This is a genomic window from Sphingosinicella flava (genome assembly GCF_016025255.1).
In the GTDB taxonomy this organism is placed as follows: Bacteria; Pseudomonadota; Alphaproteobacteria; order Sphingomonadales; family Sphingomonadaceae; genus Allosphingosinicella; species Allosphingosinicella flava.
Map to the genome: position 1 here is coordinate 1710179 of NZ_CP065592.1, position 24798 is coordinate 1734976.

23 protein-coding genes, 1 tRNA gene and 1 pseudogene are annotated in these 24798 nt (G+C 58.8%); 14 read left to right on the forward strand and 11 right to left on the reverse strand.

The window, feature by feature from the left end; translation table 11 throughout:
- Positions 1–36: 36 nt before the first annotated feature.
- From IC614_RS08710 to IC614_RS08770, 13 genes are all read left to right on the forward strand, one after another.
- Entirely contained in the window at positions 37–1248 is a 1212-nt protein-coding gene (locus IC614_RS08710; RefSeq protein WP_200970953.1) for a glycosyltransferase family 4 protein, read from the forward strand.
- 3 nt (positions 1249–1251) lie between these two features.
- Positions 1252–2412: a glycosyltransferase gene (locus IC614_RS08715; protein WP_200970954.1), complete on the forward strand. Its 1161-nt coding sequence runs from the start codon at positions 1252–1254 to the stop codon at positions 2410–2412.
- 1 nt (position 2413) lies between these two features.
- Positions 2414–3844, forward strand: a complete 1431-nt coding sequence (locus tag IC614_RS08720) for a hypothetical protein (protein ID WP_207791106.1) — start codon at positions 2414–2416, stop codon at positions 3842–3844.
- 84 nt (positions 3845–3928) lie between these two features.
- Positions 3929–4900 (forward strand): UDP-3-O-(3-hydroxymyristoyl)glucosamine N-acyltransferase, encoded by a 972-nt coding sequence (locus IC614_RS08725; RefSeq protein WP_200970956.1) that lies wholly within the window; start codon positions 3929–3931, stop codon positions 4898–4900.
- Between the two features lie 157 nt (positions 4901–5057).
- A complete protein-coding gene (locus tag IC614_RS08730; protein ID WP_207791107.1) occupies positions 5058–5651 on the forward strand; it encodes a polysaccharide deacetylase family protein in 594 nt (197 codons plus the stop codon).
- 160 nt (positions 5652–5811) lie between these two features.
- Positions 5812–6549 (forward strand): class I SAM-dependent methyltransferase, encoded by a 738-nt coding sequence (locus tag IC614_RS08735; RefSeq protein ID WP_200970957.1) that lies wholly within the window; start codon positions 5812–5814, stop codon positions 6547–6549.
- Positions 6550–6620: 71 nt separating this feature from the next.
- Entirely contained in the window at positions 6621–7781 is a 1161-nt protein-coding gene (locus IC614_RS08740; RefSeq protein ID WP_226372614.1) for an N-acetyl sugar amidotransferase, read from the forward strand.
- Positions 7778–8392 carry an imidazole glycerol phosphate synthase subunit HisH gene (gene hisH, locus IC614_RS08745; RefSeq protein WP_200970958.1) on the forward strand — a complete coding sequence of 205 codons (615 nt, stop codon included), beginning with the start codon at positions 7778–7780 and terminating at the stop codon, positions 8390–8392. Before IC614_RS08740 ends, hisH begins: the two co-directional genes overlap by 4 nt.
- A 3-nt stretch (positions 8393–8395) precedes the next feature.
- Entirely contained in the window at positions 8396–9172 is a 777-nt protein-coding gene (locus IC614_RS08750; RefSeq protein WP_200970959.1) for an AglZ/HisF2 family acetamidino modification protein, read from the forward strand.
- A gap of 13 nt (positions 9173–9185) precedes the next feature.
- Positions 9186–10226: a polysaccharide biosynthesis protein gene (locus tag IC614_RS08755; protein WP_200970960.1), complete on the forward strand. Its 1041-nt coding sequence runs from the start codon at positions 9186–9188 to the stop codon at positions 10224–10226.
- Complete coding sequence (gene wbjC, locus IC614_RS08760) at positions 10223–11323, forward strand: UDP-2-acetamido-2,6-beta-L-arabino-hexul-4-ose reductase (RefSeq protein WP_200970961.1); 1101 nt, start codon at positions 10223–10225, stop codon at positions 11321–11323. Before IC614_RS08755 ends, wbjC begins: the two co-directional genes overlap by 4 nt.
- A gap of 5 nt (positions 11324–11328) precedes the next feature.
- Positions 11329–12462: a non-hydrolyzing UDP-N-acetylglucosamine 2-epimerase gene (wecB, locus tag IC614_RS08765; protein ID WP_200970962.1), complete on the forward strand. Its 1134-nt coding sequence runs from the start codon at positions 11329–11331 to the stop codon at positions 12460–12462.
- A 3-nt stretch (positions 12463–12465) separates the two neighbouring features.
- A complete protein-coding gene (locus IC614_RS08770) occupies positions 12466–13704 on the forward strand; it encodes a glycosyltransferase family 4 protein (protein WP_200970963.1) in 1239 nt (412 codons plus the stop codon).
- 528 nt (positions 13705–14232) lie between these two features.
- On the opposite strand, the gene IC614_RS08775 is transcribed toward IC614_RS08770, so the two are convergent.
- Positions 14233–14670 (reverse strand): hypothetical protein, encoded by a 438-nt coding sequence (locus IC614_RS08775; protein WP_200970964.1) that lies wholly within the window; start codon positions 14668–14670, stop codon positions 14233–14235.
- A 617-nt stretch (positions 14671–15287) separates the two neighbouring features.
- Between IC614_RS08775 and IC614_RS12470 the strand changes: the two are divergent.
- Positions 15288–16196: pseudogene (locus tag IC614_RS12470) on the forward strand (recombinase family protein); the annotation flags it as partial.
- Positions 16197–16294: 98 nt separating this feature from the next.
- On the opposite strand, the gene IC614_RS08790 reads toward IC614_RS12470, so the two are convergent.
- From IC614_RS08790 to thiL, 10 genes are all read right to left on the reverse strand, one after another.
- A tRNA-Phe gene (locus tag IC614_RS08790) sits at positions 16295–16370 on the reverse strand.
- Between the two features lie 55 nt (positions 16371–16425).
- Positions 16426–16617: a DNA gyrase inhibitor YacG gene (locus IC614_RS08795; RefSeq protein WP_200970965.1), complete on the reverse strand. Its 192-nt coding sequence runs from the start codon at positions 16615–16617 to the stop codon at positions 16426–16428.
- Positions 16595–17587, reverse strand: coding sequence for a ribonuclease (locus IC614_RS08800; protein WP_200970966.1), 993 nt, complete (start codon positions 17585–17587; stop codon positions 16595–16597). The genes IC614_RS08795 and IC614_RS08800 overlap by 23 nt, the downstream gene beginning before the upstream one ends.
- 12 nt (positions 17588–17599) lie before the next feature.
- A complete protein-coding gene (locus tag IC614_RS08805) occupies positions 17600–18169 on the reverse strand; it encodes a Maf family protein (RefSeq protein ID WP_200970967.1) in 570 nt (189 codons plus the stop codon).
- A 14-nt stretch (positions 18170–18183) separates the two neighbouring features.
- A complete protein-coding gene (gene infA, locus IC614_RS08810) occupies positions 18184–18402 on the reverse strand; it encodes a translation initiation factor IF-1 (RefSeq protein WP_010162480.1) in 219 nt (72 codons plus the stop codon).
- 68 nt (positions 18403–18470) lie between these two features.
- Positions 18471–19736 (reverse strand): adenosylmethionine--8-amino-7-oxononanoate transaminase, encoded by a 1266-nt coding sequence (locus tag IC614_RS08815; protein WP_200970968.1) that lies wholly within the window; start codon positions 19734–19736, stop codon positions 18471–18473.
- Positions 19733–20362 carry a dethiobiotin synthase gene (gene bioD, locus IC614_RS08820; protein ID WP_200973169.1) on the reverse strand — a complete coding sequence of 210 codons (630 nt, stop codon included), beginning with the start codon at positions 20360–20362 and terminating at the stop codon, positions 19733–19735. Before bioD ends, IC614_RS08815 begins: the two co-directional genes overlap by 4 nt.
- A 2-nt stretch (positions 20363–20364) precedes the next feature.
- Positions 20365–21501 (reverse strand): 8-amino-7-oxononanoate synthase, encoded by a 1137-nt coding sequence (locus tag IC614_RS08825; protein ID WP_200970969.1) that lies wholly within the window; start codon positions 21499–21501, stop codon positions 20365–20367.
- A gap of 90 nt (positions 21502–21591) precedes the next feature.
- Complete coding sequence (locus IC614_RS08830) at positions 21592–23739, reverse strand: sodium-translocating pyrophosphatase (RefSeq protein WP_200970970.1); 2148 nt, start codon at positions 23737–23739, stop codon at positions 21592–21594.
- A gap of 105 nt (positions 23740–23844) precedes the next feature.
- Positions 23845–24771, reverse strand: coding sequence for a thiamine-phosphate kinase (gene thiL / locus IC614_RS08835; RefSeq protein WP_200973170.1), 927 nt, complete (start codon positions 24769–24771; stop codon positions 23845–23847).
- Positions 24772–24798 lie beyond the last annotated feature (27 nt).

Below are 24798 nucleotides of genomic sequence, written 5' to 3' on the forward strand. Positions count from 1 at the left end.
CGGATCGACTGCCACATACGCCGCTTGGAGCTAAAGTTGAAAATACTCATCATGTGCGACATCTTCGATGAGAATATTGCGTCCCAGGAGAATATTCTTGCGAAGTATTTTTTGAAGCACGGGCACGAGGTTTCTATCCTTACCTCGACCTTTGAAAGTGTATTTGATTTTATAGCTAACAAATATGACTCCAAGCGAGAGGGGAAGATCCAAAAGCTTGGCAGTCTAAAGGTAATACGGCGGCCATACCGGCTAAATCTTCTGCATAAACTGCGATCCTTCAGAGGTGCAAGGAACATTATCTACGACGAGAGCCCAGACATGGTGTTTATGTTGGACATCATGCCCGATATGATTGAGGTTGTTCGGTACAAGAAAGATAATCCAAATTGCCGTTTCGTGATGGACTACCATGCGGATTATAGCAATTCTGGGAGAAATCTTCTTTCTATTAAGGTTCTGCACGGCATTATTCGCAAGAGTATTCTTGGCATTGGGATGCCTTCTCTCGACGCCATTTATCCGGTCACGCCAGCATCGGCGGATTTTCTTCATGAGGTTTATTCAGTGCCACGCGACCGGATGGAGCTTCTGCCGCTTGGGGCAGACATGGACCTTGGATTGGCGATCGCATCGCGAAATGAGGGGCGCGATTTGCGTCGACAGTTGGGGATAAGCGAGGACACCGTCGTCATATTCTCGGGTGGCAAATTTGCCAGGTTGAAGCGCACCGAAATCCTCATTGAGGCGGTGCGCAGGCTGAAGCACCTACCCATAGAATTGATCATAGTGGGGGCAGCCAACATCGGCGAGGAGGCTTATGCGGGGGAACTCAAGCAGGCGGCCAGCGGGGATCCGCATATCCACTTTGTCGGCTGGTTGAATAATTCAGATCTTTTCAGGTACATGGACATGGCCGACTTAGCGGTATTTCCGGCCAGTCAGTCGATCCTGTGGGTGCAGGCGGTCTCGATGGGCCTCCCCTTGATCGTCGGCAATATGGGCGCGCAGGATACTTATTATATGAATCCCTATGGCAACATTATCGAACTGCCAGCCGAGGACATCCACGTAGATAAGATCACTGCCACCCTCGAAAGCGTGCTCCGCGATCCCGCTCGTCTTGGCCGGATGCAAGAAGGAGCACGCCGCACCTTCACGGAGGTGCTTGACTGGGACATGCTGGCCCGTCGAGCCACCGGGGAACTCGAACCGGCGTTCGCGCCAACAAAGCTGGCCGCAGGATAGGCCATGGCCAACATTTTAATCAACGGCCTGAAATCGAAGGTGGGGGGGGGGAAGGTGATCTTCGACACCTACCTTCGCTTGCTCGCGGATAGCGGTCCAGAAGACCATTATTTCATTCTCACGCCTGATCGTGACGCCTACTCTCATTATGAGAGCAAGAAGCTGACGGTTATCGATGTCCCCTCCTGGGCACATAGCAATCTCGCAACTGTCCTGCTCTATCGCGTGATTTTTCCCCGGTTGCTGTCGCGGCATCGTATCGACGCGATTCTGAACTTTGGTGACGTCGTTATCCCGTCTAACGTCCCTCAGATATACAATTTCGATTGGCCTTATGCGGTATATCCTGACTCGGAGGTTTGGGACCGACTGCGCTGGCAAGAACGCCTGCTCTTTAGTGTGAAGCAATATTTCTTCGAAAAATACCTGTCACATGCCACCGTGGTTATGGCTCAGACGGATGCCATGAAGGCCCGACTAGAAGGCCAGTATGGACTCTCGAATGTTGTCGTGGTGCCCCCAGCCGTGGACATCCCCGTCTCAGATAATCTCAATTGGAGATTTGAGGCTCCAGACGACGCATTCAAGTTAATCTATCCGGCCAATTACTACCCTCATAAAAATATCGAGATTTTGGAGGAGGTAGCGGAACTCCTGCAAGCCTCCGGAATGCGCACCGTGATCATGACGACGTTAAACGAAGATGAACACCCAGCTGCCAAAGTTTTCCTAGGCCGGTGTACGGCAAAAGAGCTAGACTCCGCCATCCTTAACGTCGGCCGTATACCGGAAGCTGCCGTTGCGGCGTTTTTTAGATCCGCCGATGCCCTGCTAATGCCAACCTTGCTTGAGACGTTTGGTCTGCCCTATGCGGAGGCCATGTTTCATGGCAAACCAATCTTGACCTCAGATCGTGATTTTTCCCGCGCAGTTTGCGGGGATGCGGCGATATACTTTGATCCCCTTAACGCCAAGTCGATTGCTGATGCTGTGATTGATTTGATAGGAAATAAGGATCTTTATCGCGTGCTGGTGAAGCAAGGTCGTGAGAGGCTCTCAACCATGTGGTCGTGGCGAGACGTGTTTAATGAGTACCAGAGAACTATCAGTATGATCGCCACGACTACGTGGACGACCTCTCCAGTTATTCGTAATGCGGGTTGAAATGCCTCCCCAGCCGAGCGCGCTCTCTTCGAGTAGGGCATTGCTCCCTGTTCAACGCGTACTCAATGTAGGCGTAGGGGTTCTCTATCTGTACGTATTTAGATGGGTATATTACACCTACATTAGCGTTGAATGGGGCTATACTGGTTTAATTTACAAAGATCTAAGCTTCTTTGAATTAGCCGCCATTTACAGCTTGACGGCATTAGCTTCGTGGTTCTTGCCGTACAAACCTGACCGGCCCTCTGCAATTATCATATGGTTTCTATATACGATAGCCTTTGTTCCATCTCTCGCGATAACGTTCATGATTGGGGCCCTTCCATACTACACCTATCTACCAGCCCTTTTGGCATTCTCATTGGGACTCATCTATATCAGCAGCGTCAGTAATTTGACGTTACCCCGCGAGCGATCACGACATTTTCGCGCCGACGGAAACCTCGCGACTATTGTTCTTTTCTCGTTCGGTCTGTTATCTGCGGGCATTTACTACGCGTACAGTGAAATTCTACAATTCTCCAGCGTAGACGACGTTTACACCCAACGCTTTGCCGCGGCCGACGCCACCAGCGGTGTTATGGGTTACGTAAGGGCTTATCACAGCTACTTCTTTTGCCCTCTGATGGTCGCGATTGGCCTTTGTGATCGGTCAAAGATACTATTCGTGCCCATTGGGGTGGCCGGCTTCATTCTCTCATACATGGTCGACGCCTCCAAGATATCTCTAGTCATCCCCTTGATCATGATTGGAGCCGGAATAATATTTCGTTTCAAGGGAATTAGAACCTATCACCTGACTGCCGGCCTATCTTTGCTATGCGTAGTCGCGACCTTTTTCACACAATCTGTGAGCTTTGTTAGGTTTGTCGCCGATCTTGTTCTTCTTCGAACGATTGCTATTCCTGCCCAGACATTCGCCCAATATTTCGACACGTTCCACTTCAAGGGATATACCTGGTGGAGCAATATCACTGGAATAAATGCGATAGTCCCTCCCCCGGCTGCTTTCCAACAAGATCGTTTTTGGCCGGTTTTGGGGCAGATTGTGGGAGCCGACTATTATGGCTCGGACAGCCGTGTGAACTTGAACGCCAATCCTTTCGTCGGCGAAGGGATTGCTGCAGGAGGACCGATCGGTGTTATCGTGGTTTCTGTGGCAATCGCCATTTTCCTGCGGGCGATTGATCGCACGTCCTCGACATGGAATTTACGGGTTTTGCTCGTTTTGATGGTGCCGATTGGCCTCATGCTTACGAACGTCCATTTATCAACTTACATGATATCTTTTGGCGGCGCCGCATGGCTGGTGCTTTTCCGTCTCGCGAGACCCAAATGGAACCTACTCGGGAATGTCTATCGAGATGGTCGATCCAATATTGGAAACGAGCGCCCATTAGCTGTCAACTTCCAGCAAGATACGGCTCTCTAGCCAATTCAAACCCACGCTATCTACGAGCCGGGGTACGGTAGAGCTCGCATCGACGCTACAGAGTCTAAAAGAGGAAATCGATCAATGGCCCCAGAAGGCGCTCCGACAGCCTTGGATATACGAGATGCCACTACAACAGATGGCGCTATCAGAGGCGACAGTTTGCGGCGCAGCTTCGAGGTTGCGCCCCTTCACTCCTTAAGAGAGGGCCAGCTTGGCTTTCTTTCCCGCCTTCCCGCGGACGACGCCTTAGCCGACCTTGTGACCCGCACTTCCGCGGCAACGATAATCTGCAACGAAAAGATTGCTTCCTCATGGCCCGAGGCCAGCGAAACCACACTAATCGTGGCGCAAAATCCCCGATTGTCCTTCATGCGGGCAGTCGGGAGATTTTTCTCACAAAAAGATTGGGAGAGAGGCATTCATCCTACAGCCACTGTGGACGGCTCCGCCAAGATTGATCCGAGCGCTGCGATCGGCGCTCACTGCGTAATCGGACCTGGCTGCGTCGTCGGGGCAGACACAAGAGTTCATCCGCACGTGGTCTTGGTAGCCGACGTTAAAGTAGGGCGGAGGGTCACCATTGCCGGTGGAACCGTGATCGGCGCCGATGGCTTCGGCTATGAACGCAATGAGCATGGCGAGCTGGAAAAGTTTCCACACATCGGGGGGGTCGTAATTGATGATGACGTGGAAATTGGATCGAACACTAGCATCGATCGGGGCACGTTGGAAGCGACATGGATCAAAGCACGTGCAAGGATCGATAATCAAGTCCACATCGCTCACAACGTGGTCGTAGGCATGGACGTGGCTATTATTGCGCAATCCATGATTGGCGGAGGTGTTCGGATCGGTGATCGGGCATGGATTGCCCCTTCGGCCACGATAATCAATCAAGTGGCAATTGGGAAAGATGCGGTAGTGGGATTAGGGGCTGTCGTTGTGAAATCGGTGGAAGACGGCGCAACCGTCATGGGATCTCCTGCACAGCCTGATGCGGAATTTCGACAAGTTCGCGCCGCGCTTAAGAAACTGGTCAGTCATGCTGACTAGAAAGTTGAGCGGCTTCAGTAGTGCGGACTATCGTGCGCTCCTAAGGCAGCTACTCTCGCATGGCTTTCGTGATGTGAGGCTGAGTGAGCTGGAGTCAGACAAGCCTCACCTGTACCTCCGTCATGATATTGATCTCTGCCTTGAAAAAGCGGCAGCCATGGCTGAGCTAGAAGCCGAAATAGGTGTGTCCAGCAGTTATTTCGTTCTGATATCGACCGGACTCTACAACCCTGCGTCCCTAGCCAGCCGACGATTGTTGCGGAGAATTATTGAGCACGGTCATGAAATCGGTCTTCATTTTGATGCAACGCAGACTCTGCATGATGAGGATTTACAAAGTGCCGCTGCGGCCGAATGCGATATTCTCGCCGACATATGCGGAAGATCGATTCATACTATTTCGTTTCACCGTCCAGCGCCAAGTCTACTCAATTTAACCGGGAACTTCGCCGGTCGGCGGCACACGTATGAGCCTGCATTCTTCTCTGAAATCGCCTACATTTCAGATAGCAACGGCGGCTGGCATCATGGGCACCCGTTGGACCATCCTGCTATCGCTGAAGGCAGAGCAGTTCAGCTTCTAACTCACCCAATTTGGTGGATAGGCAGCGGTGCCCGGGAAGCTGTACCCCTCATCCGAGATTTCGCCGATCGTCGTGCCGCAGAGTTGCATGATGACATTGCTGGGACGGTGACAGCTTATGCTAAGTGGCGCGACGACAAGGGCCTGCCGTGTGGTCGGCACTCATAACAGACTCGCCATAACGGCTCGGATGTCATCCATGCTCCGCGGCGGCGGGGGATGCACCACACCGAGAAGGGCGTGACGCCTCGGCCGCGCGAGGACCCTTCAACTTTACAACATGCCGTACCGCCCGTAGGGAAAAGTCCCTGAGGAGCAGAGAGATTCAATGGAAGCGATCGCGCAGCGCAAACTGTCGTCCGAGCAGATCGAAGCGTTTTACCACACCGAATTCGTTGATGATCAAGTTCGTGATTATGCCCGGTTGATGCAGGACACCAATGGCTGTGGTGTCGTTGTCGACATAGGTGGTGGCTGCGGGTACTTCGCGCGCGCGCTTGCTGATTCTATTGGTCAACCCGTACGCGTGATTGACCAGGATCCGCAGTCGATCCAAGCGTGTCGGGATATGGCTGTTGAGGGGCGATTAGGTGATGCCTTGCTGCCTGAGGTCGAAGGGGACGAAGGTGTCGTTTGCTTCAATCTCATCTTGCACCATCTAGTAGGACGTAATGAACTCGAGACACGTATGCTGCAAAGTCAGGCCGTGCGCACATGGCATGGCAGGTCAAAAGCAATATTTGTAAACGAATATATATACGAATCCTTTGTGCCGAATGCGAGTGGCCGTTTCATATATGCGATTACTGGCAGCCGTATTCTCTCGTTTATTGGTCGCCAAGTTGCAAGATTCATCCCTGCTTTTCGAGCTAACACCTTTGGTGTTGGAGTGCGCTTTCGTTCACATGACGAATGGAAAAAGCTTTTCGAATACGCAGGCTTCACAGTGGCGAGCGCCACAAAAGGCCGTCCAGAGACAATATCCCTGCCTTTGCGACTCTTGTTGATTAAGACCATTCGGCGAGACAGTTTTCGACTTGAACCGGCATTCACCTCATTACGATGACACCTTGGCAACACGGATGTTGACAGGCCTAGTCCACACGAATCTAAGCGTCGTTTTCTTTGGATATATTCATGAATATTGCTACCCCTGCCTCGAGTGCCCGATCCTACCAGATCTGCACAAATTGCATTATGGACACCTCGGACTCTCTCATTGTGTTTGATGGCGATGGACGCTGCGACTATTGCAATAATTATTATACCAACATCTTGCCGAACTGGCATCCTGACGAGCGGGGTGAATGCGAGATCATGTCGCAAGTCGAGCAGATCAAACGTGAAGGCAAAGGGCGCGATCACGACTGCCTTATCGGCCTGAGCGGTGGTGTTGACAGCAGTTACGTCACCTATATCGCTAAGGAAAAATTCGGCCTGCGGCCCTTGTTGTATCATGTCGACGCTGGGTGGAACTCCCAGCAGGCTGTGAACAATATCGAGAAGCTTGTTGACGGTTTAGATCTGGATCTCTTCACTGAGGTCGTTGACTGGCCGGAGATGAGAGATCTTCAACTTGCGTTCTTTAAAGCCAATGTGCCCCATCTTGACACCCCCCAAGACCACGCTTTTTTCGCTGGGCTTTATAACTTCGCTGCGAAGAACAAGGTAAAGTATATCCTGACTGGCGCGAATTACTCGACCGAGTGCGTGCGCGAGCCGTTGGAGTGGCATTACCATGCTTCCGACCTGCGCCAGCTTAAGGACATTCATCGTCAATTCGGCACCCGCCCGCTCAAGAAATTCCCCCTCGCGGGGATTTTACGCTTCAAGGTGTGGTACCGGTTTGCGAAGGGGGTGCGGGTCGTGAAGCCGCTAAATTACGTTCCTTACCGCAAAGAGGATGCGATGCAGGAACTGGTGGACCGCTTCGGCTGGCAGCGTTACGCGCACAAACACTATGAATCCCGCTTTACTCGCTTTTACGAAAGCTACTGGTTACCGACGAAATTCGGGTATGACAAACGACGAGCGCATTTTTCTAGCCTGGTCCTGACGGGGCAAATGACCCGGGAAGAGGCACTGCAGAAGGTTGCCGTTCCCGCATATGATCCTGAAACGATCATCCAGGACTTCGAGTACATTGCGACAAAGCTTGGGATCACCACATCTGAACTTCGTGCCTTACATGACGCACCCAAGAAAACGTTCCGTGATTACAAGAATGACATGGCTATTATGGATTTAGGAGCCAAGGTTCTTCGCCTCGCCGGCGTCCAGCGGGCGATCGTCCGTTGACCACGATTGTTGACTACGGTCTGGGGAACATCGGCGCGTTCCTCAACATGTACAAGAGAATGAATCTGCCCGCCAAGGCGGCGCGTACAGCTGAGGAATTGCGCGATGCTGAGCGGATCATCCTGCCAGGCGTCGGCGCATTCGATCACGCGATCGAGTTACTCGATGCGTCCGGGATGCGGCCGCTGCTTGAGGAAAAGGTCATTCACGAGAAGGTCCCCGTTATTGGCGTCTGCGTTGGCATGCAGATCTTAGCTGACACAAGCGAGGAAGGCGAGGGACCAGGCTTGGGTTGGATCCCTGGGATTGTTCGCCATTTTCGTTCCATGCCGGCCCCGAACGACCTACCGCTTCCGCATATGGGCTGGAACGATGTGGAACCGCGTGGTGAAGAAAAGCTCTTCCGCGGCCTAGAGCGCGATGCACGTTTCTACTTCCTACATTCCTTCTATTACGAATGCGCCAACCTGTCCGATAGGGTTGCCACCGCGACTTACGGGTCGCCGTTCGCCTGCGCAGTTCGGCGCGATAATGTGTGGGGGGTCCAGTTTCACCCGGAAAAGAGCCATCACTTCGGTGCGATGCTGCTTAAGAATTTTGCGGAGATTTAGGACGTGCTACGGCCTCGCGTTACTCCTTGCCTGCTGATCCATGAAGGCGGCCTTGTGAAAACGGTGGGTTTTAAGGATCCAAAATACGTCGGCGACCCGATTAACGCGGTGAAAATATTTAACGAGAAAGAGAGTGACGAACTTATCGTTCTCGACATTGATGCAACTGTGCAGGGGGTGGAGCCAGACTACAAAGTAATCGCACATCTGGCGGCCGAATGCAGAATGCCACTCTGTTACGGCGGCGGTGTACGCACCGCCGAGCAGGCGAAGCACATCATTGGTCTTGGAGTCGAGAAGGTGGCTCTCAGCGCTGCAGCCGTGGAGCGGCCGGAGCTGATCAATGAGATCGCCGTCGAGATTGGACGCCAGAGCGTCGTCGTTGTGCTCGATCTGAGGAAGAAGAGGCTCAGCGGATATGAACTGCGAACACACAACGGGAGCCGTGCCCACAGGCTTGATCCCGTGACCTTCGCGCAAGATGCGGTTCAACTGGGCGCTGGCGAGATTGTCGTTAATTCTATCGACCTTGATGGAACGATGCGCGGCTATGACCTGAAGCTCGCTCGCCGTATGCGCGACGTACTACCGGTGCCCGTTACTTTCCTCGGTGGCGCCGGGTCTCTGGCGGATGTTGAGTCTCTCATTCGGCAAGTGGGTGTGGTCGGCGCGGCGGCAGGCAGCCTCTTCGTGTTCAAGGGGGCTTATCGCGCAGTTCTGATCAACTACCCGGATCCCGAAACCAAGGAGCAGATCGTGCGCTCCGCGCTCGCCGCCTGATAAAGGAACAATCATGTTCGATGATAGAACGCTTCTTATCACCGGCGGCACTGGATCGTTCGGCAATGCTGTGCTCCGCCGCTTTTTGGATTCCGGCCTTCGCGAAATTCGCATCTTCAGTCGCGACGAGAAGAAGCAAGATGATATGCGGAAGCTGTACAGCAGCTCTCGCATAAAGTTTTACCTAGGGGACGTTCGCGATGAAGGTAGCGTCGCGGCAGCCATGCGCGGTGTAGATTATTGTTTCCATGCCGCAGCTCTCAAGCAGGTGCCGTCTTGCGAGTTCCACCCGATGCAAGCCGTCCGGACCAATGTTCTCGGCACTGAGAATGTATTGGCGGCCGCAATTGCAGCGGGAGTGCAACGAGTAGTGTGTTTGTCGACGGACAAGGCGGTCTACCCCATCAATGCCATGGGGATCAGCAAGGCAATGATGGAGAAGGTGATGGTCGCCTCCTCGCGCAATCTCTCCACAACACAAACGGTCATCTGCGGTACGCGTTACGGAAATGTCATGGCTTCACGCGGCTCCGTAATACCCCTGTTTGTCGATCAGATACTGGCAAACCGGCCCATCACGATCACCGATGGGAGCATGACACGGTTCATGATGACGCTCGAAGATGCGGTCGAATTGGTGCTCTACGCCTTCAACAATGGAGGCAATGGAGACATATTCGTCCAAAAAGCGCCGGCAGCTACCGTCGACACGCTCGTTGCGGCGCTGAAGGATCTTCTCAACCAAGCAGATCATGAAGTACGCGTCATTGGCACCCGTCATGGGGAGAAGCTCTACGAATCCCTGCTGAGCCGCGAAGAACGCGCAGTTGCCGACGACATGGGCGAGTATTTTCGTGTGCCGCCGGACGGTCGTGACCTAAACTACGACAAGTTTATAGATCAGGGAGAGGCGCGCCTCAGCCAGAGCGAGGAATACAACTCGCATAATACACATCGTTTGGACGTTGAGGAGATGAAGGCGCTTCTCCGCAAGTTGCCGCTGATCCAGAAAGTTCTAAAGGGTGAACCAATCTCTGAGGATGCCTACGCGTGAGGCTCTTGGTTACCGGAGCCAACGGCTTTCTTGGAAAGAATGTCGTAGTTCGGGCTGGAGAATTGGGCCACGAAGTAATCCGCCTAGGTCGCGACGATGACCAGGATGCATGGAGTGCCGCGGTCCGGAACGCAGATGTAGTCGTTCATCTGGCTGGCGTGAACCGTGCCACCGAAGAATTCGAATTTGCGATGGGAAATGTCGAGCTCACACAGCGACTTTGCGACCTGCTGGCCCGGGCTGGCAATCGTGCGCCAATCCTTTATTCCTCCTCTATTCAGGCGGGCCATGATCACCCTTACGGTCAGAGCAAGGCAGCGGCAGAAGATGCCCAACTAGACTATTCAAGCAGAATGAATTCTCCAGTCGCAATCTTCCGACTGCCTAATGTTTTCGGGAAGTGGGCTCGGCCAAATTATAATTCTGCTGTTGCTACGTTCTGCCACCGCGTGGCGCGCGACGAACCTATTGAAGTGCACGACGCTGCGGCAGCGTTGCAACTCGTCTATGTGGACGATGTCGTCGATACTTTTCTGCGCCTGATCGAAGCTAGCTTCAAAACCGGCTATCACCACATCGCGCCGGTATACGAAACCACCGTGGGCGAAGTCGCGGATATTATACGGAGCTTCCCATTAAGCCGCGATACCTTGATCACCCCACGTGTGGGCACCGGCCTCGTGCGGGCACTTTACTCGACCTACCTCAGCTACCTGCCCACCGAATGTTTCGAATACCATCTTCCGATCCATGCTGATCCGCGCGGCCGCTTCGTTGAGATGCTTAAGACTCCGGATTGCGGTCAGTTCTCTTATTTCACAGCCGGGCCCGGAGTAACGCGCGGCGACCACTACCACCATAGCAAGGTTGAGAAGTTCTTGGTGATCTCCGGTACAGCCCGTTTCGGATTCCGCCACATTCAAACCGAAGAGTGCCATGAGATTGTGGTTCAAGGGCAAGAGGCCCGCGTTGTGGAAACCATTCCAGGGTGGACGCATAACATCACCAATATCGGGGAGGGCGAATTGGTGGTGATGCTTTGGGCGAACGAGATCTTCGATCGAGATCGACCCGACACCTTCGCAATGAAGGTATGAGAGCGATGACCAAACTGAAGGTGATGACCGTCGTCGGCACGCGACCGGAGATCATCCGGCTCTCGCGGGTGCTGTGTGCCCTGGACCAGCACTGCAACCATGTGCTCGTCCACACCGGGCAGAATTATGACTATGAACTGAGCCAAGTGTTCTTTGATGATCTCGGGATCCGTATGCCGGATCGCTTCCTCGAGGCTGCCAAGGGCAGCCCGTCGGCCACGATCGGGCATATACTGATTGCCATGGAAGAGGTGCTGAAGGCGGAAAATCCTGATGCTTTGCTGGTTCTAGGCGACACCAATAGCTGCCTTTCAGTGATCCCTGCGAAGCGCCTTCGCGTTCCCGTCTTCCACATGGAGGCAGGGAACCGCTGTTTCGACCAGCGGGTGCCCGAGGAAACGAATCGAGTGATCGTTGATCACACGGCGGATATCAACATGACGTACAGCGATATCGCGCGCGAATATCTATTGCGCGAAGGTCTGCCGGCGGATCGGATTATCAAGACCGGTAGCCCGATGTTTGAAGTGCTCCATCACTACATGCCTCAAATCGACGCGTCAGATGTGCTTGCACGGCTAGGCCTCACTGAACATCAATATTTCGTCGTCAGCGCCCATCGCGAGGAAAACATCGAATCAGATCGCACGTTCTTCCGCCTCGTCGATATCGTGAATTATCTGGGCGAGAGCTACGATCAGCCAGTCATTGTTTCAACTCACCCCCGGACCAAGAACCGAATAGATGCAGCCGGCGTTTCCTTCCACCCGCATGTGCAACTCGGAAAGCCGCTCGGCTTCCACGATTACGTGCGTCTGCAGAAATCCGCTCGTGCAGTGCTGTCCGACAGTGGAACTATCACGGAGGAGGCTTCGATCCTTAATTTTCCTGCGCTTAACATCCGTGAGGCACATGAGAGGCCGGAAGGCATGGAAGAAGGTGCGGTAATGCTAACTGGGCTCAACCTTGATCGGGTCCGGCAGTCGTTATCCATCCTTGAAGATCAAGCTCGGGGTGAACAGCGTGACCTACGCCTCGTGTCTGATTATTCGATGCCCAACGTTTCTGCTAAGGTCGTTCGAATCCTGCACAGCTACACGGATTACATCCGCCGTGTGGTATGGCGAGAGTATGACTGAGCCGTGCGGATTCTAATTGTTAGCCAATACTTCTGGCCAGAGAATTTCAGAATCAACGACCTAACAGACGAGCTATCGCGCCGGGGGCACGAGGTGACCGTGCTGACCGGAGAGCCGAACTATCCCGAAGGACGCATCTTTCCCGACTTTTGCTCAAATCGGAAAGCCTACCGGTGTTTCGGAGACGCTACTGTCATCCGCGTCCCCATTGTGCCGCGTGGAAATACAAGTCTGCGCTTGGTATTCAACTATTTGAGCTTCGCGCTAAGCGCCTCGATCCTTGGCCCGCTGCGCTTGCGCGGGCGCCGATTCGACGCAATTTTTGTATTTCAAACCTCACCCATAACAGCGGCGCTGCCCGCAATACTGTTGCGACGCATCAAACGGGCACCCATGCTGATGTGGATTCTCGACCTGTGGCCTGACACATTGTCCGCCATCGGCGTCGTCAAGTCCCCACGCCTACTCCGCTTGGTCGCACACCTAGTGTGTTTTGTGTACAAAAGGTGTGATCGGATTCTGCTTCAATCGCGTGCATTTTCACCCAAAGTCACCTCGTTGGTAGGGGGAAGTGAAGCGCTCCGTTATTTTCCGGGATGGGCAGAAGCTGTTTTCGATCGAGGGGACATACCAGTTGCCATGCCGCCGGAACTGGTTCCGTACGCTGACGATTTCAAGATCTTGTTTGCCGGCAATATCGGGGAAGCGCAGGACTTTCCGGCGATCCTGAATGCGGTCGAAGCCCTGAGAGATACCCCCCGGCTACGGTGGATTATCGTCGGAGATGGTCGGGCCGCGCCACATGTGCATGAGGAGGTCAAGCGTCGAGGGTTAGGCGACAAAATCATCTTCTTGGGTCGATACCCCTTGGAGCGAATGCCCTCCTTCTTAAATAGCGCCGATGCGTTACTCGTGTCGCTTCGCAAGGAGCCAATCTGGAGCATGACCATCCCCGGCAAGGTGCAAGCTTACCTCACGACGGGCAAGCCCCTACTGGCGATGCTGGACGGTGAAGGTGGCCGCGTCGTTGCCGAGGCAGAGGCAGGGCTAGTTGGCCCAGCTGGAGACAGCGCTGCGCTATCTGCCAACGTGTTGCGCTTGATGAAAAGTGATACAGAAACTCGCAGGCGAATGGGACGAAACGGTCAACGATACGGAAAACGGGAGTTTGACCGCGAGCGTTTGGTGGACGCGCTCGAAGGCTGGATAGAAGAGTGCCGTGAAGATCAACATCACTCGTAGCCACGGCCTTTGTATCGAGCTCATTGGGCGATTTGCTAATCTATCACACGGAGCGGATGCCATTGATAGCGATAGGCCTAGGTTTTTGGTAGACTATTCTGCTTCGATTTAAACTTCTCGGCTCGGCCATTAATTCACCCTAAATCTCCTTCACAACTCCCGTTTCCCTGAGCCTTAAACACTTAGTCCAACGACTAAATCTCACGCCGAACGTCTTTTAGAATGTATGGAGAAGGTGCAACGTTCACCTTCCGCCCTATAGGAGACGTAACTTCTATAGAGAGGGATCTATCCTCTAGTAATACGCTACGGCGCACGTGATGTTAGCTGTTCTGTTCCAAGTGCGGTATTCTCCGGCATTCTGAGCTTGGAGATAGGCATCCGCTACCATCCGAGCCTTCTCACATACTTCTGCCGGCGATCCGCCGTTTCTCCTGACAATCTCATATTGCTGTTTCGCTGTCGTCGGAGCGTCGCTGCAGGCTGCGAGCTGCGGGAGGCCTGCGGCAGTGATGATGAACTTCAGATTCATTCTTGGATCATCCGCTGGATCTCGGCGTCCGAGACGCGAGTGCAACTCCCTAACAGCTTACTGCTTGGAGACATCCCGGTTGAACCCAACATCACGGGTTTGTCTGCATAGAAAACCGCAGCCATTTGCTCGAGGCCGGTATAGCCGCCATAACTGTTCTTCGCGTTCAGGGATAACATGATCGTCCAACGAACAGGCCTGCCGTCCTTGAACTTGACTTTGACAGGTGGGTAACAGGCCGAGAAGTTCGTGACCGATCCGGCATCGAGAAGATTATCACGCAACGCCTTGGCAATGAAGGGGAGTGTCTGCTCAGGCGACATCTCCCGATAGGCGCTAAGGTCCACGTTCTTACCATTGGCAAAACCCGCAGCCGGCTGTGCCGCTGCCAGCACGGCTACCAACCACACGAGGTCGTTCTTTAGATTGTGCATCGTCCCTCCCTTTCAGGGGCGACGCTTCGATCAGCTTCCACGTCGCTCCTATGTCCTCTCGGGGCGACGGCCGAAGCCGGATGTTGGAAACCTGCTTACAGACAGGCGCATGCGCCTTTACCGTTGCCGGCTGGACATACGCGCATGCCACCCGGCCACAGCATGCTGTCGACCGAGCACTGTAAGAAGGGGTTTCCACGCCCCGCTCCTCGGCTTTCACGAGGAGTGCGAGCAATTTGCTCGACTGGCATACAGAAGCAAGAAGTTTTGCAGTGATGTGACTCGCACTCGAAAGAAGCTGCCAGCAGATATGCGATCTGCGGACAGGGATGGCCTGTATTTGTCGCGGAACGCAGAGACATTGAGCGGAGCAAGATTCCGCTGGCTTCACTTTCAGACCCAGAGCAATTCGCCCATCGAGACTGAGGCTACTCTCAGCCTCTGAGACGACAGGTGCTCCATCGAGACGTATGGCTCAATGAGATTGCGGGAAGACGGCATGCCGAAGAACATCTCTTGGGAGCAAAAGCGCGGCCCAATCAGAACACCCCAGCTCAGGCTGTTGTGGGAACAAGAATTCGGGGTACCCGCTCCCGGATGGCTTAGGTCATGAGCTTCTTTATCGTGGCATCCGGTGGAAGGAGCAGGAAAAGGCCCATTGTGGCTATACGCGATCGCTTCAGCTCGAACTCACGTGCCCTGCCGAGCAGCTGGATTCCTCGGCAGACTTGGACGTGGAGCGTCGGCTTGCCCTCAAGCCCGGGACGCGAATAGTCCGCGAGTGGCAGGGGCGCACCTTTCAACTTCTGGTTCTTCAGGACGGCTTTCAGTATGAAGGGGAGCGCTACGCTTCGCTTTCGCAGATCGCCAGGGTAGTGACCGGAACGAAGTGGGTCGGGGCCCCGGTTTTTTGGACTGACACACTCGACTCCCGCAGGGATTTAACTGCGTGGCTCCCCCTTGCATTCCATCCCACCCAATCCGTTGTGCCATCTATACCCGCACGTCCACGGAAGAAGGTCTGGACCAGGCATTCCAACAGCCTCGATGCGCAGAAGGAAGCCTGTGCTGCCTACATCACGAGCCAGAAGCACGAGAGATGGACTCTGCTTCGGGGCGATTATGATGACGGTGGTTTTTCCGGTGGTACAATGAACCGACCAGCTCTCAACCGGCTGCTAGAGGACGTCCGCGCGCGCCGAGTAGATGTGATCGTCGTGTATAAGGTGGACCGCCTGACGCGTCATCTTAGCGACTTCCCGCGCATGGTAGAGATTCTGGACGCAGTCCACGCGAGCTTCGTGTCGGTGACACAAGCGTTCAATACTACGACGAGCATGGGACGGCTGACGCTGAACGTCCTCCTGTCGTTCGCGCAGTTTGAGCGAGGGGTGACCGGCGAAGGCATCCGCGACAAGATCGCAGCCTCCAAAGCGAAAGGCATGTGGATGGGCGGCGTAGTCCGGTCGGATACGACGTCGTGGAGAGGAAATTGGTGGTCAATGCGGAGGAAGCACTCCATTTAACGCCCAATTTGCCCGATCAATTCACATGGCGAAATGAAGCTGCATGCCCGCGATAACACCCAATCTCTGTATGGCCGTGTTTCGGAGATGAGACGTAATGGTGCCCAGGGACGGGATCGAACCGCCGACACTGCGATTTTCAGTCGCATGCTCTACCAACTGAGCTACCTGGGCATGTCCGGCGAAGCGGAAGCCGCGCTATAAGCAGGGGGCGGGCGGGCTGTCCAGCTTATTTCTCCTCGAAATCGCCGGAGGCGGGCTCGGCGGGGAGGCCGGGGACGCGATAGCCTTCGCCAAGCCAATTCAAGAGGTCACGATCCTTGCAGCCCCGACTGCAAAAGGGGGCGTGATCCGCGCTTTCCGGCTTGCGGCAGAGCGGGCAGACGGCGCGGGTGCGGTCAGGGGTGCTGGCTGTGGACATCGCCCGCCGATATGGCGCGGCCCGGATCGGCCCGCAAGGCGGCCGTGGCGCCGATCCGGACGGACAGCGCCGCGATCCAGTCCGGCCGCGCCGCGATCGCCGCGACGACCGCGGGATGGGCAAGGATGGTCCGTTCTCCCATGCCGCCAGAACGCTCCGCGCGGCGCAGCAGGGCGCGGGCGGCAGCCTGCACCGGATCGGATTGCAGAAGTTCCGGGATCGACGCGCGCTCCCGCCGCCGCACGATCTGCAGGAAGCCGAAGCCGTTCATCGCCGTCCGTTCGAAGGGCTGGGGCAATTCGGCATCGAGCGCGGCGGCCACGGCCTGGCGGTCGGCCTTCGCCGCGAGGGTCGGCAGATCGAGCCCGATCGACCCGCCGATGCCGAGGCGCCGGATCGCCCGCCCCGCCGCCGCGGCGCCGGCCTTGGCGAGGGCGAGAGGCGGCAATGGCCCGTCGACGTCGAACAAGGTCATGGCCGGCGTCAGCGCCATCCGCAGCGCGCCGCCGGCAAAGGCGATCTCGCCGGTTTCCGCTTCCTCAAGCAGTTCCGACCAGCCCGCATCTTCGAATCGATCGGGGCCGTGCGCCGGATGCGGCACGACACTATGGCCGGCGGCGATCAGGCGGTCGCGGAGAGAGGGGCCGGATCGGGAAGCATCGTCCGTCATGCGCGCCTTGGCCCGCTTCGGGCGGCCGGGCTCGGGCAGGGCCTCGCGCACGATCTCGACATGCAGGGCCTGGCCCTCGGTCAGGCCGCCGGGCAAGGGCTCGAGCAACGCCTCCACCCCGCAATCGAGTTGAACAAGGCCCCGGCGGCCTGGAATCATGATGCCGGCAAGGCGTCCGCGCGCCACCGTGCCGACGCGCAGGGTTTCATCCAGTTCGATGGCGGCTTCGACGATCCCCTCGCCTTGGATCCGGATGGCGCGGCTTTCCCCGATTCCGTCCTCGAACAGCCACATAGCCATGTTAGGCGCCGGTCATGCCAGCGGATAGCCGGCGGCGGCGAGCAGCGCGCGGGTTTCGAAGAGCGGCAGGCCGACGACGCCGGAATGGCTGCCGCCGATCGTGCGGATCAAGGCCTCGGCGCGGCCCTGGATCGCATAGCCCCCTGCCTTGCCCAGTCCCTCTCCGCAGGCGACATAGGCGTCGATCTCGGCATCCGACAGGCGCTTGAAGGCGACGATCGTGTCGGCGATGCGGGTGCGGGCGCGGCCTGCGCCGTCGATCGCGCAGATCGCCGAGAGGGCGTGGTGGCGCCGCCCGGACAAAAGGCCGAGCAGGCGGCGCTGCACCTCTTCCGTGTCGGCGGGCGGCAGGATGCGGCGGCCGACCGCAATGGCCGTGTCGCCCGCCAGGATAATCGTCCCCGCTTCTCGCGGCACCGCGCGCGCCTTCGCCTCGGCGAGGCGAAGCGCATAGGCACGCGGCAATTCGCCGGGCAGCGGACTTTCGTCGATCTCGGGGCTGTGAACGGCATCCGGCACGACGCCGATCCGCGCGAGCAGATCCAGGCGCCGCTGGCTGGACGAAGCGAGGATGAGCCGCACCGGCGGACCCGCGCTTATTTGAAGCGGTAGGTAATCCGACCCTTGGTCAGATCGTAGGGGGTGAGCTCGACGAGCACTTCGTCGCCCACGAGCACGCGGATGCGGTTCTTGCGCATCTTGCCCGCGGTGTGGCCGAGAATTTCGTGATCATTCTCAAGCTTCACGCGGAACATGGCATTGGGGAGAAGCTCCACCACCTGCCCGCGCATTTCCAGAAGTTCTTCCTTGGCCATTCAGTCTCTTCAATATCAGGTAAAGTTGCGGGGCATGTAACGACTTGAGCTTCAAAAGGGAAGCGGGGCTAGTCCGGCTGGCCGAAGCGGTCGCCCGCTTCCGCGATCGCGGCGAAGATGCGGGCGGCTTCCTCCTCCGTGAGACAGTAAGGCGGCATGACATAGATGGTGTTGCCGAGCGGCCGGAGGAGGAGGCCCTTTTCCAGGAAGAAAGCGCGCAGGGCAGGCGCAAGGCTGGACAGATAACCGGCGTCTCCGGCCTTCAGGTCGACCGCGGCGACCGCACCGATATGGCGGGGATTGTCAAAGGCGGGATGACCGGCGAGCGTTTCGAGGCCGCGGGCCAGGGCGGCGCCGACGCGGGCGATCCGGCCGATCACGTCCTCCTCCTGCCAGATCTCTATGTTGGCGGCGGCGGCGGCGCAGGCGATCGGGTTCGCGGTATAGCTGCTCGAATGGTAGAACATATCGGCGCGGTCGTTCGACAGATGCGCCTCGAATATGGCTTCGCTGGCAAGGGTCGCGGCGAGTGGGAGCGCGCCGCCGGTCAGCCCCTTGGCGATGCAGAGGATGTCGGGCGCGATCCCTGCCTGCTCCACGGCGAGGAAGCTGCCGGTGCGGCCCCAGCCGGTCATCACCTCGTCCGCGATGAAGAGAATGCCGTGACGGGCGCAGATCGCCGCCATCTCCCTTAGCACCGCCGCCGGGTAGATCAGCATGCCGCCCGCGCCGAGAAGGAGCGGCTCGATGACGAAGGCCGCCGGACGGTCCGGCCCCGTCGCGGCGCTTTCCAGCGCGTCGAGCGCCGCCTGTTCCCGGCCGGGCGCGGGAAAGGGAATGGTGCCGACGTCGAAGAGCAAGGGTTCGTAGCGGCGGTTGAAGACGCCGCGCGCGCCGATCGACATCGCGCCGATCGTGTCGCCATGATAGCTGTGCTCGAGAACCAGGATGCGATGCCGGGCCTCGCCGCGCCGGTGCCAGTAGCCGAGCGCCATCTTGAGCGCGACCTCGACGGCGGTCGATCCGCTGTCGGAGAAGAAGATGCGGGTGAGCGAGGGTGGCGTCATCGCGACGAGCGCCGCCGCGACCCGCTCGGCCGGTTCATGGGTGTGCCCCGCGAAAATGAGCTGGTCGAGCCTGCCCGCCTGGGCGGCGATGGCGGCTGCGATGCGCGGCTCGCAATGGCCGTGCGTCGTCACCCACCAGCTCGAGATGCAGTCGATGAGGGTGCGGCCGTCGGCGAGATGCAAGAGCGCGCCTTCCCCCCGCTCGACGCGCGGAATATCCTCGCCGAGCCCATGCTGGGTGAAGGGATGCCAGACGGCGGACATCACATCGCCTTCCGGATGGTGCCGAGATCCATCGCCGCCATCGCCGTCGCCAGCGAGGCCGCGTCCAGCCTGTCCAGCATCGGCAGCCGGCCGAGATGCGGCACGCCCGCGAGCTTCGGCACGATCCGCTCATTCTCCGGATGGGGATCGCCGATGAAGGCGATGCCCGCCACCGGCACGCCCCGCGCGCGGAGCGCCTCGACGCTCATCAGGCTGTGGTTGATCGTGCCGAGCCCGGTGCGCGCGCAGAGGATGACGGGCGCCGCGAGCCGCGCGAAATAATCCGCGATCAGCAGCGTTTCGGTGAGGGGCACGAGCACGCCGCCCGCGCCTTCGATGATCAGGGGTCCATCCTGGATAGGCGGCATCAGGCGCGCGAGGTCGATTTCCACGCCTTCCTCGCGCGCCGAAAGATGCGGCGATGCGGGCAATTGCAGGCGATAGGCCTCGGGAAGAATGCGGCTGGCGGCGAGGCCGGAGAGGCGACGGACGGTCTCGCTGTCGCCTTCCGGATCGATGCCGGATTGAACGGGTTTCCAGTAAAAACCGCCGAGCGCGCCCGCCAGGCCCGCCGCGAACACCGTCTTGCCGACGCCGGTATCCGTACCGGTGACGATGATCCTGCTCACCATCAAGAGACCCTTTCCATGATATCGGCCAGCGCGCCGGACAGCGCGTCGATATCGTCCAGCCCGGCGTTGAGCGTCAGTGAAATGCGCAGGCGCGACGTCCCGTCCGGCACGGTCGGCGGCCGGATGCCGCGCACGTCGAACCCCGCCTCCTGCAACGCTGCGGCGGCCGCCATGGTGCGCCCTTCACCGCCCAGAATGATGGGCAGGATCTGGCTGTCCGGCCGGGGAAGGCCGTAAGGCGCGCAAATCCGCTTCCCGGCATAGGCGACGCGCTCCGCCAGGCGCGCGCGGAGATCGTCGCCCGCCGCGATCCGGTCGAGCGCGGCGGAAACGGCGACCGCCATCAGCGGCGACGGCGCGGTCGAGAAGATGAAGGGCCGCGCCCGATTGACGAGAAAATCCATCATGACGCGCGGACCGGTGACGATGGCGCCTTCCACGCCCAGGGCCTTGCCGCACGTGTGGAGGGCGATGACATTGTCCCGCCCCTCCAGCGCGGCGGCGAGGCCGCGCCCGGCCGGGCCGAAGACCCCCGTCGCATGCGCCTCGTCGATCAGCAGCCAGGCATCCTCCGCCTCCGCGAGAGCGGCCAGCGCATCAATAGGCGCACGGTCGCCGTCCATCGAATAGAGGGTTTCGACGGCGATCCATACCCGCCCCGTGCCGCCCCGCCGCCGCCAGGCGCGGATCGCGGTTTCGAAGGCATCGGCGTCATTATGGGCGGCGAAAACATGTTCCGCCCGCGCCCGCCGCAGGCCGTCATGGGCGCTGGCATGGACGAGCGCATCGGCGACGATGAGATCGCCCCTCTGCGGCAGGGTCGACAACAAAGCCATGTTCGCGGCAAAGCCGGAGGAGAAGAAAAGCGCCGTTTCGGCTCCGAAAAAGACCGCGGCCTTCGCCTCCAGCGCCTCATGTTCGGGCGCATTGCCGCGGAGCAGCCGGGATCCGCCCGATCCCACCGGCACGCCCGCCGCAACCGCCTCCGCCACCGCGCGCGCGATCCCCGGATCGCCCGCCAGGCCGAGATAGTCGTTCGAAGAAAAATCCCGTCCGGCGCGCGGCGAAAGCCGCCGCAGCCGTCCCGCCGCGCTTAATTGCGCGAGCTGATTTTCGAAGGCCCCGATCCGCGTCATGCCGCCTGATAGACGGATGGAAACCGGCCGCAACAGAAAAGGCCCGCCCGAATATTCGGACGGGCCTCTCCCTTGAAAAAGATCAGCCGATCAGCCCGCGCCGTGTCCCGCCAGCGCCGCGAGGAGCAGCAGGGCCACGATGTTGGTGATCTTGATCATCGGGTTGACGGCGGGACCGGCGGTGTCCTTGTAGGGATCGCCGACCGTGTCGCCCGTCACGGCCGCCTTATGGGCTTCCGAGCCCTTGCCGCCGTAATTGCCGTCCTCGATATATTTCTTGGCATTGTCCCAGGCGCCGCCGCCGCTCGTCATCGAGATGGCGACGAACAGGCCGGAGACGATCACGCCGAGGAGCAGGGCGCCGAGGGCCGCGAAGCCGTTGGCCTGGCCCGCGGTCCAGCTGATGACGTAATAGACGAGGATCGGCGCCAGCACCGGCAGCAGCGAAGGGATGATCATCTCCCGGATTGCTGCCTTGGTGACGAGGTCCACCGTCCGCGCATAATTGGGGCGGCTGGTGCCTTCCATGATGCCCGGATTGTCGCGGAACTGGCCGCGCACTTCCTCGACCACCGCGCCGCCCGCGCGGCCGACGGCGGTCATGCCCATCGCGCCGAAGAGGTAAGGCAGAAGCGCGCCGAGGAGCAGGCCGACGATGACATATGGATTGGACAGCGAGAAATCGACCGCCACGCCCGGGAAGTAGAGCCCGAGATCGGTCGTATAGGCGCCGAACAGCACCAGGGCGGCGAGACCGGCCGAACCGATCGCATAGCCCTTGGTCACCGCCTTGGTCGTGTTGCCGACCGCGTCCAATGCGTCGGTGCGCACCCGTACGGCATCCTCAAGCCCCGCCATTTCGGCGATGCCGCCCGCATTGTCGGTGACCGGACCATAGGCGTCCAAGGCCACGACCATGCCCGCCAGCGCCAGCATCGCGGTGGCCGCGAAGCCGATGCCGATGAGGCCCGCAAGCTGATAGGCGACGATGATGCCGACGCAGATGACGAGGGTCGGCAGCGCCGTCGATTCCAGGCTGATCGCGAGGCCCTGGATGACGTTGGTGCCATGGCCGGTTTGGGAGGCCTTGGCGATCGACTTCACCGGGCGGTAGTTGGTGCCGGTATAATATTCGGTGATCCAGACGAGGAGGCCGGTGACCGCAAGGCCGACCAGCATCGAATAGAAGAGATCCCAGCCGGTAAAGCCCGCCGCCGCAGCCGCGACCTGCGGTTCGACTTCAAGACCCGCCGCTTGTTCCGCGCCGCCAATGACGGCGTTCATGTCGCCCAGCGCCCATTGCGTGACGATATAAAGCGCCGGGACCGACAGGATCGCAGTGGTCCAAAAGCCCTTGTAGAGGGCGCCCATGATCGATTCCTTGGCGCCCAAACGGACCATGTAGGTGCCGATGATGGAGGTGATGATGCACACGCCGCCGATGATGAGCGGCAGCGACATGAGATTGAGGATATTGGACGCCGCGCTGCCGACGAGCAGGGCGACGAGCACCATCGTCGCGCCGACGGTCACGACATAGGTTTCGAAAAGGTCGGCGGCCATGCCCGCGCAATCGCCGACATTGTCGCCGACATTGTCGGCGATCACGGCCGGGTTGCGGGGATCGTCCTCCGGAATGCCCGCCTCGACCTTGCCGACGAGGTCGGCGCCGACGTCGGCGGCCTTGGTGAAGATGCCGCCGCCGAGGCGCGCGAAGATGGAGATGAGGGAAGCGCCGAACGCCAGCGCGACGAGCGCGTCCACCACTTCACGGCTGGCAGGTTCGGCGCCGCCGTCGACCAGCACGTAGAAGAAGATGGCGATGGCGAGGAGCGCGAGGCCCGCGACCAGCATGCCGGTGATGGCGCCCGCGCGGAACGCGACGGTGAGGCCCCTCTGCAGGCTGGTCCGCGCGGCTTCGGCGGTGCGCACGTTGGCGCGCACGGAAATGTTCATGCCGATATAGCCCGCGACGCCCGACAGGATCGCGCCGATCAGGAAGCCGATCGCCTCGGTCAAACCGAGAAAGTAGAATACCAGCGCAGCAACCACCACGCCGACGACGGCGATGGTGGTATATTGGCGGCCGAGATAGGCCTTGGCGCCTTCCTGGATGGCGCCGGCGATTTCGATCATCCGCTCGTTCCCGGCGGGCGCGGCGAGCACCTGCCGCGAGGTCACGAAGCCATAGAGCACTGCGAGTATCCCGCAGGCGATGGCGACTAGCACAACCGTCATTGAGTTTCCTTCCCCTGATTGTTCCCGGGCAGGATTGCTTTGCTTTGGCATGCCCGGTTTGGCGCCAAGGTGTAACAGCGGCGCGCGCGGTTGCAAGAGTCGCGATCAGGCGCCGTGTTCGTAGCCGAGGCGGGAGGGCAGCGGGATTTCCTCTCCATTTTCGACGAGGCGGAGGCCCAGGCCTTCACGGACCTCGCCGATCATCGTCATAAGAAGGCCGAGCCTGTCGGCAATCCTGCCGATCTCTTCGCTCTTCTCGGGCGGGGCGGCGAACAAGAGCTCATAATCGTCCCCCGCCGTCGCCGCCCGGAGGCGCGCCGGGCGGTCGTTGCCCAAGGCAATCTCGAAATCTCCCGACAGGGGAATGCGGGCAAAATCGACGACAAAAGCAGCGCCGCTCGCCTCCGCCATGCGGGAAGCGTCGATCAACAGACCGTCCGACACGTCCATCATCGCATCGACATGGGGCGCGAGCGCCTGTCCCGCCGCCAGGCGTGGCATCGGGCGGCGATAGCGTTCGGCCAGTCCCCCCGGCCCCTCCAGGCGCCCTGCGGCAATGTCCAGCCCGGCGCCGGCATCGCCGATGGTGCCCGTTACCCAGACAAGATTGCCCGGTCGCGCCCCGTTGCGCGCAGGCGCATGAGCCGCACTGCCGATTGCGGTCAGGCCAAGCACGCGCGCCGACCCCTCCGGCACCGCCACCGTATCTCCGCCGAGCAGAGGCGCGGCGAACGTCCGGGCCGCCTCGCCTAATCCCCGTACAAAACGGTCATCCCAATCCGCATCGCCTGCAAGGCAATAGCCTGCGATCAGGCCGAGCGGCCCCGCGCCCTTCGCCGCGAGATCGGACAGATTCACCGCAACCAGCTTCCAGGCGACATCTTCCGGCGCGTCGCTGGGCAGATAGTGGACCCCTTCCACGATCATATCATGGGTCAAGACCAGCTTCGTCCCGCTTACTTCTAAAACGGCGGCATCGTCGATTAGTCCACGGGCGGCGGGATCGGTGACGACGCCGCGCAGACTGGAAATGAAGTCGCGTTCTAAAGCCCTCCCCCT

Bases quoted from the DNA above. Each gene is read 5' to 3' on its own strand.
- IC614_RS08730 (WP_207791107.1), top strand. From the start codon at position 5,058: ATGGCTGAGCTAGAAGCCGAAATAGGTGTGTCCAGCAGTTATTTCGTT.
- IC614_RS08735 (WP_200970957.1), top strand. From the start codon at position 5,812: ATGGAAGCGATCGCGCAGCGCAAACTGTCGTCCGAGCAGATCGAAGCG.
- IC614_RS08755 (WP_200970960.1), top strand. From the start codon at position 9,186: ATGTTCGATGATAGAACGCTTCTTATCACCGGCGGCACTGGATCGTTC.
- IC614_RS08725 (WP_200970956.1), top strand. From the start codon at position 3,929: ATGGCCCCAGAAGGCGCTCCGACAGCCTTGGATATACGAGATGCCACT.
- IC614_RS08720 (WP_207791106.1), top strand. From the start codon at position 2,414: ATGCCTCCCCAGCCGAGCGCGCTCTCTTCGAGTAGGGCATTGCTCCCT.
- IC614_RS08795 (WP_200970965.1), bottom strand. From the start codon at position 16,617: ATGTCCACAGCCAGCACCCCTGACCGCACCCGCGCCGTCTGCCCGCTC.
- IC614_RS08775 (WP_200970964.1), bottom strand. From the start codon at position 14,670: ATGCACAATCTAAAGAACGACCTCGTGTGGTTGGTAGCCGTGCTGGCA.
- IC614_RS08825 (WP_200970969.1), bottom strand. From the start codon at position 21,501: ATGACGCGGATCGGGGCCTTCGAAAATCAGCTCGCGCAATTAAGCGCG.
- IC614_RS08740 (WP_226372614.1), top strand. From the start codon at position 6,621: ATGAATATTGCTACCCCTGCCTCGAGTGCCCGATCCTACCAGATCTGC.
- IC614_RS08800 (WP_200970966.1), bottom strand. From the start codon at position 17,587: ATGGCTATGTGGCTGTTCGAGGACGGAATCGGGGAAAGCCGCGCCATC.
- IC614_RS08715 (WP_200970954.1), top strand. From the start codon at position 1,252: ATGGCCAACATTTTAATCAACGGCCTGAAATCGAAGGTGGGGGGGGGG.
- wecB (WP_200970962.1), top strand. From the start codon at position 11,329: ATGACCAAACTGAAGGTGATGACCGTCGTCGGCACGCGACCGGAGATC.
- infA (WP_010162480.1), bottom strand. From the start codon at position 18,402: ATGGCCAAGGAAGAACTTCTGGAAATGCGCGGGCAGGTGGTGGAGCTT.
- IC614_RS08830 (WP_200970970.1), bottom strand. From the start codon at position 23,739: ATGACGGTTGTGCTAGTCGCCATCGCCTGCGGGATACTCGCAGTGCTC.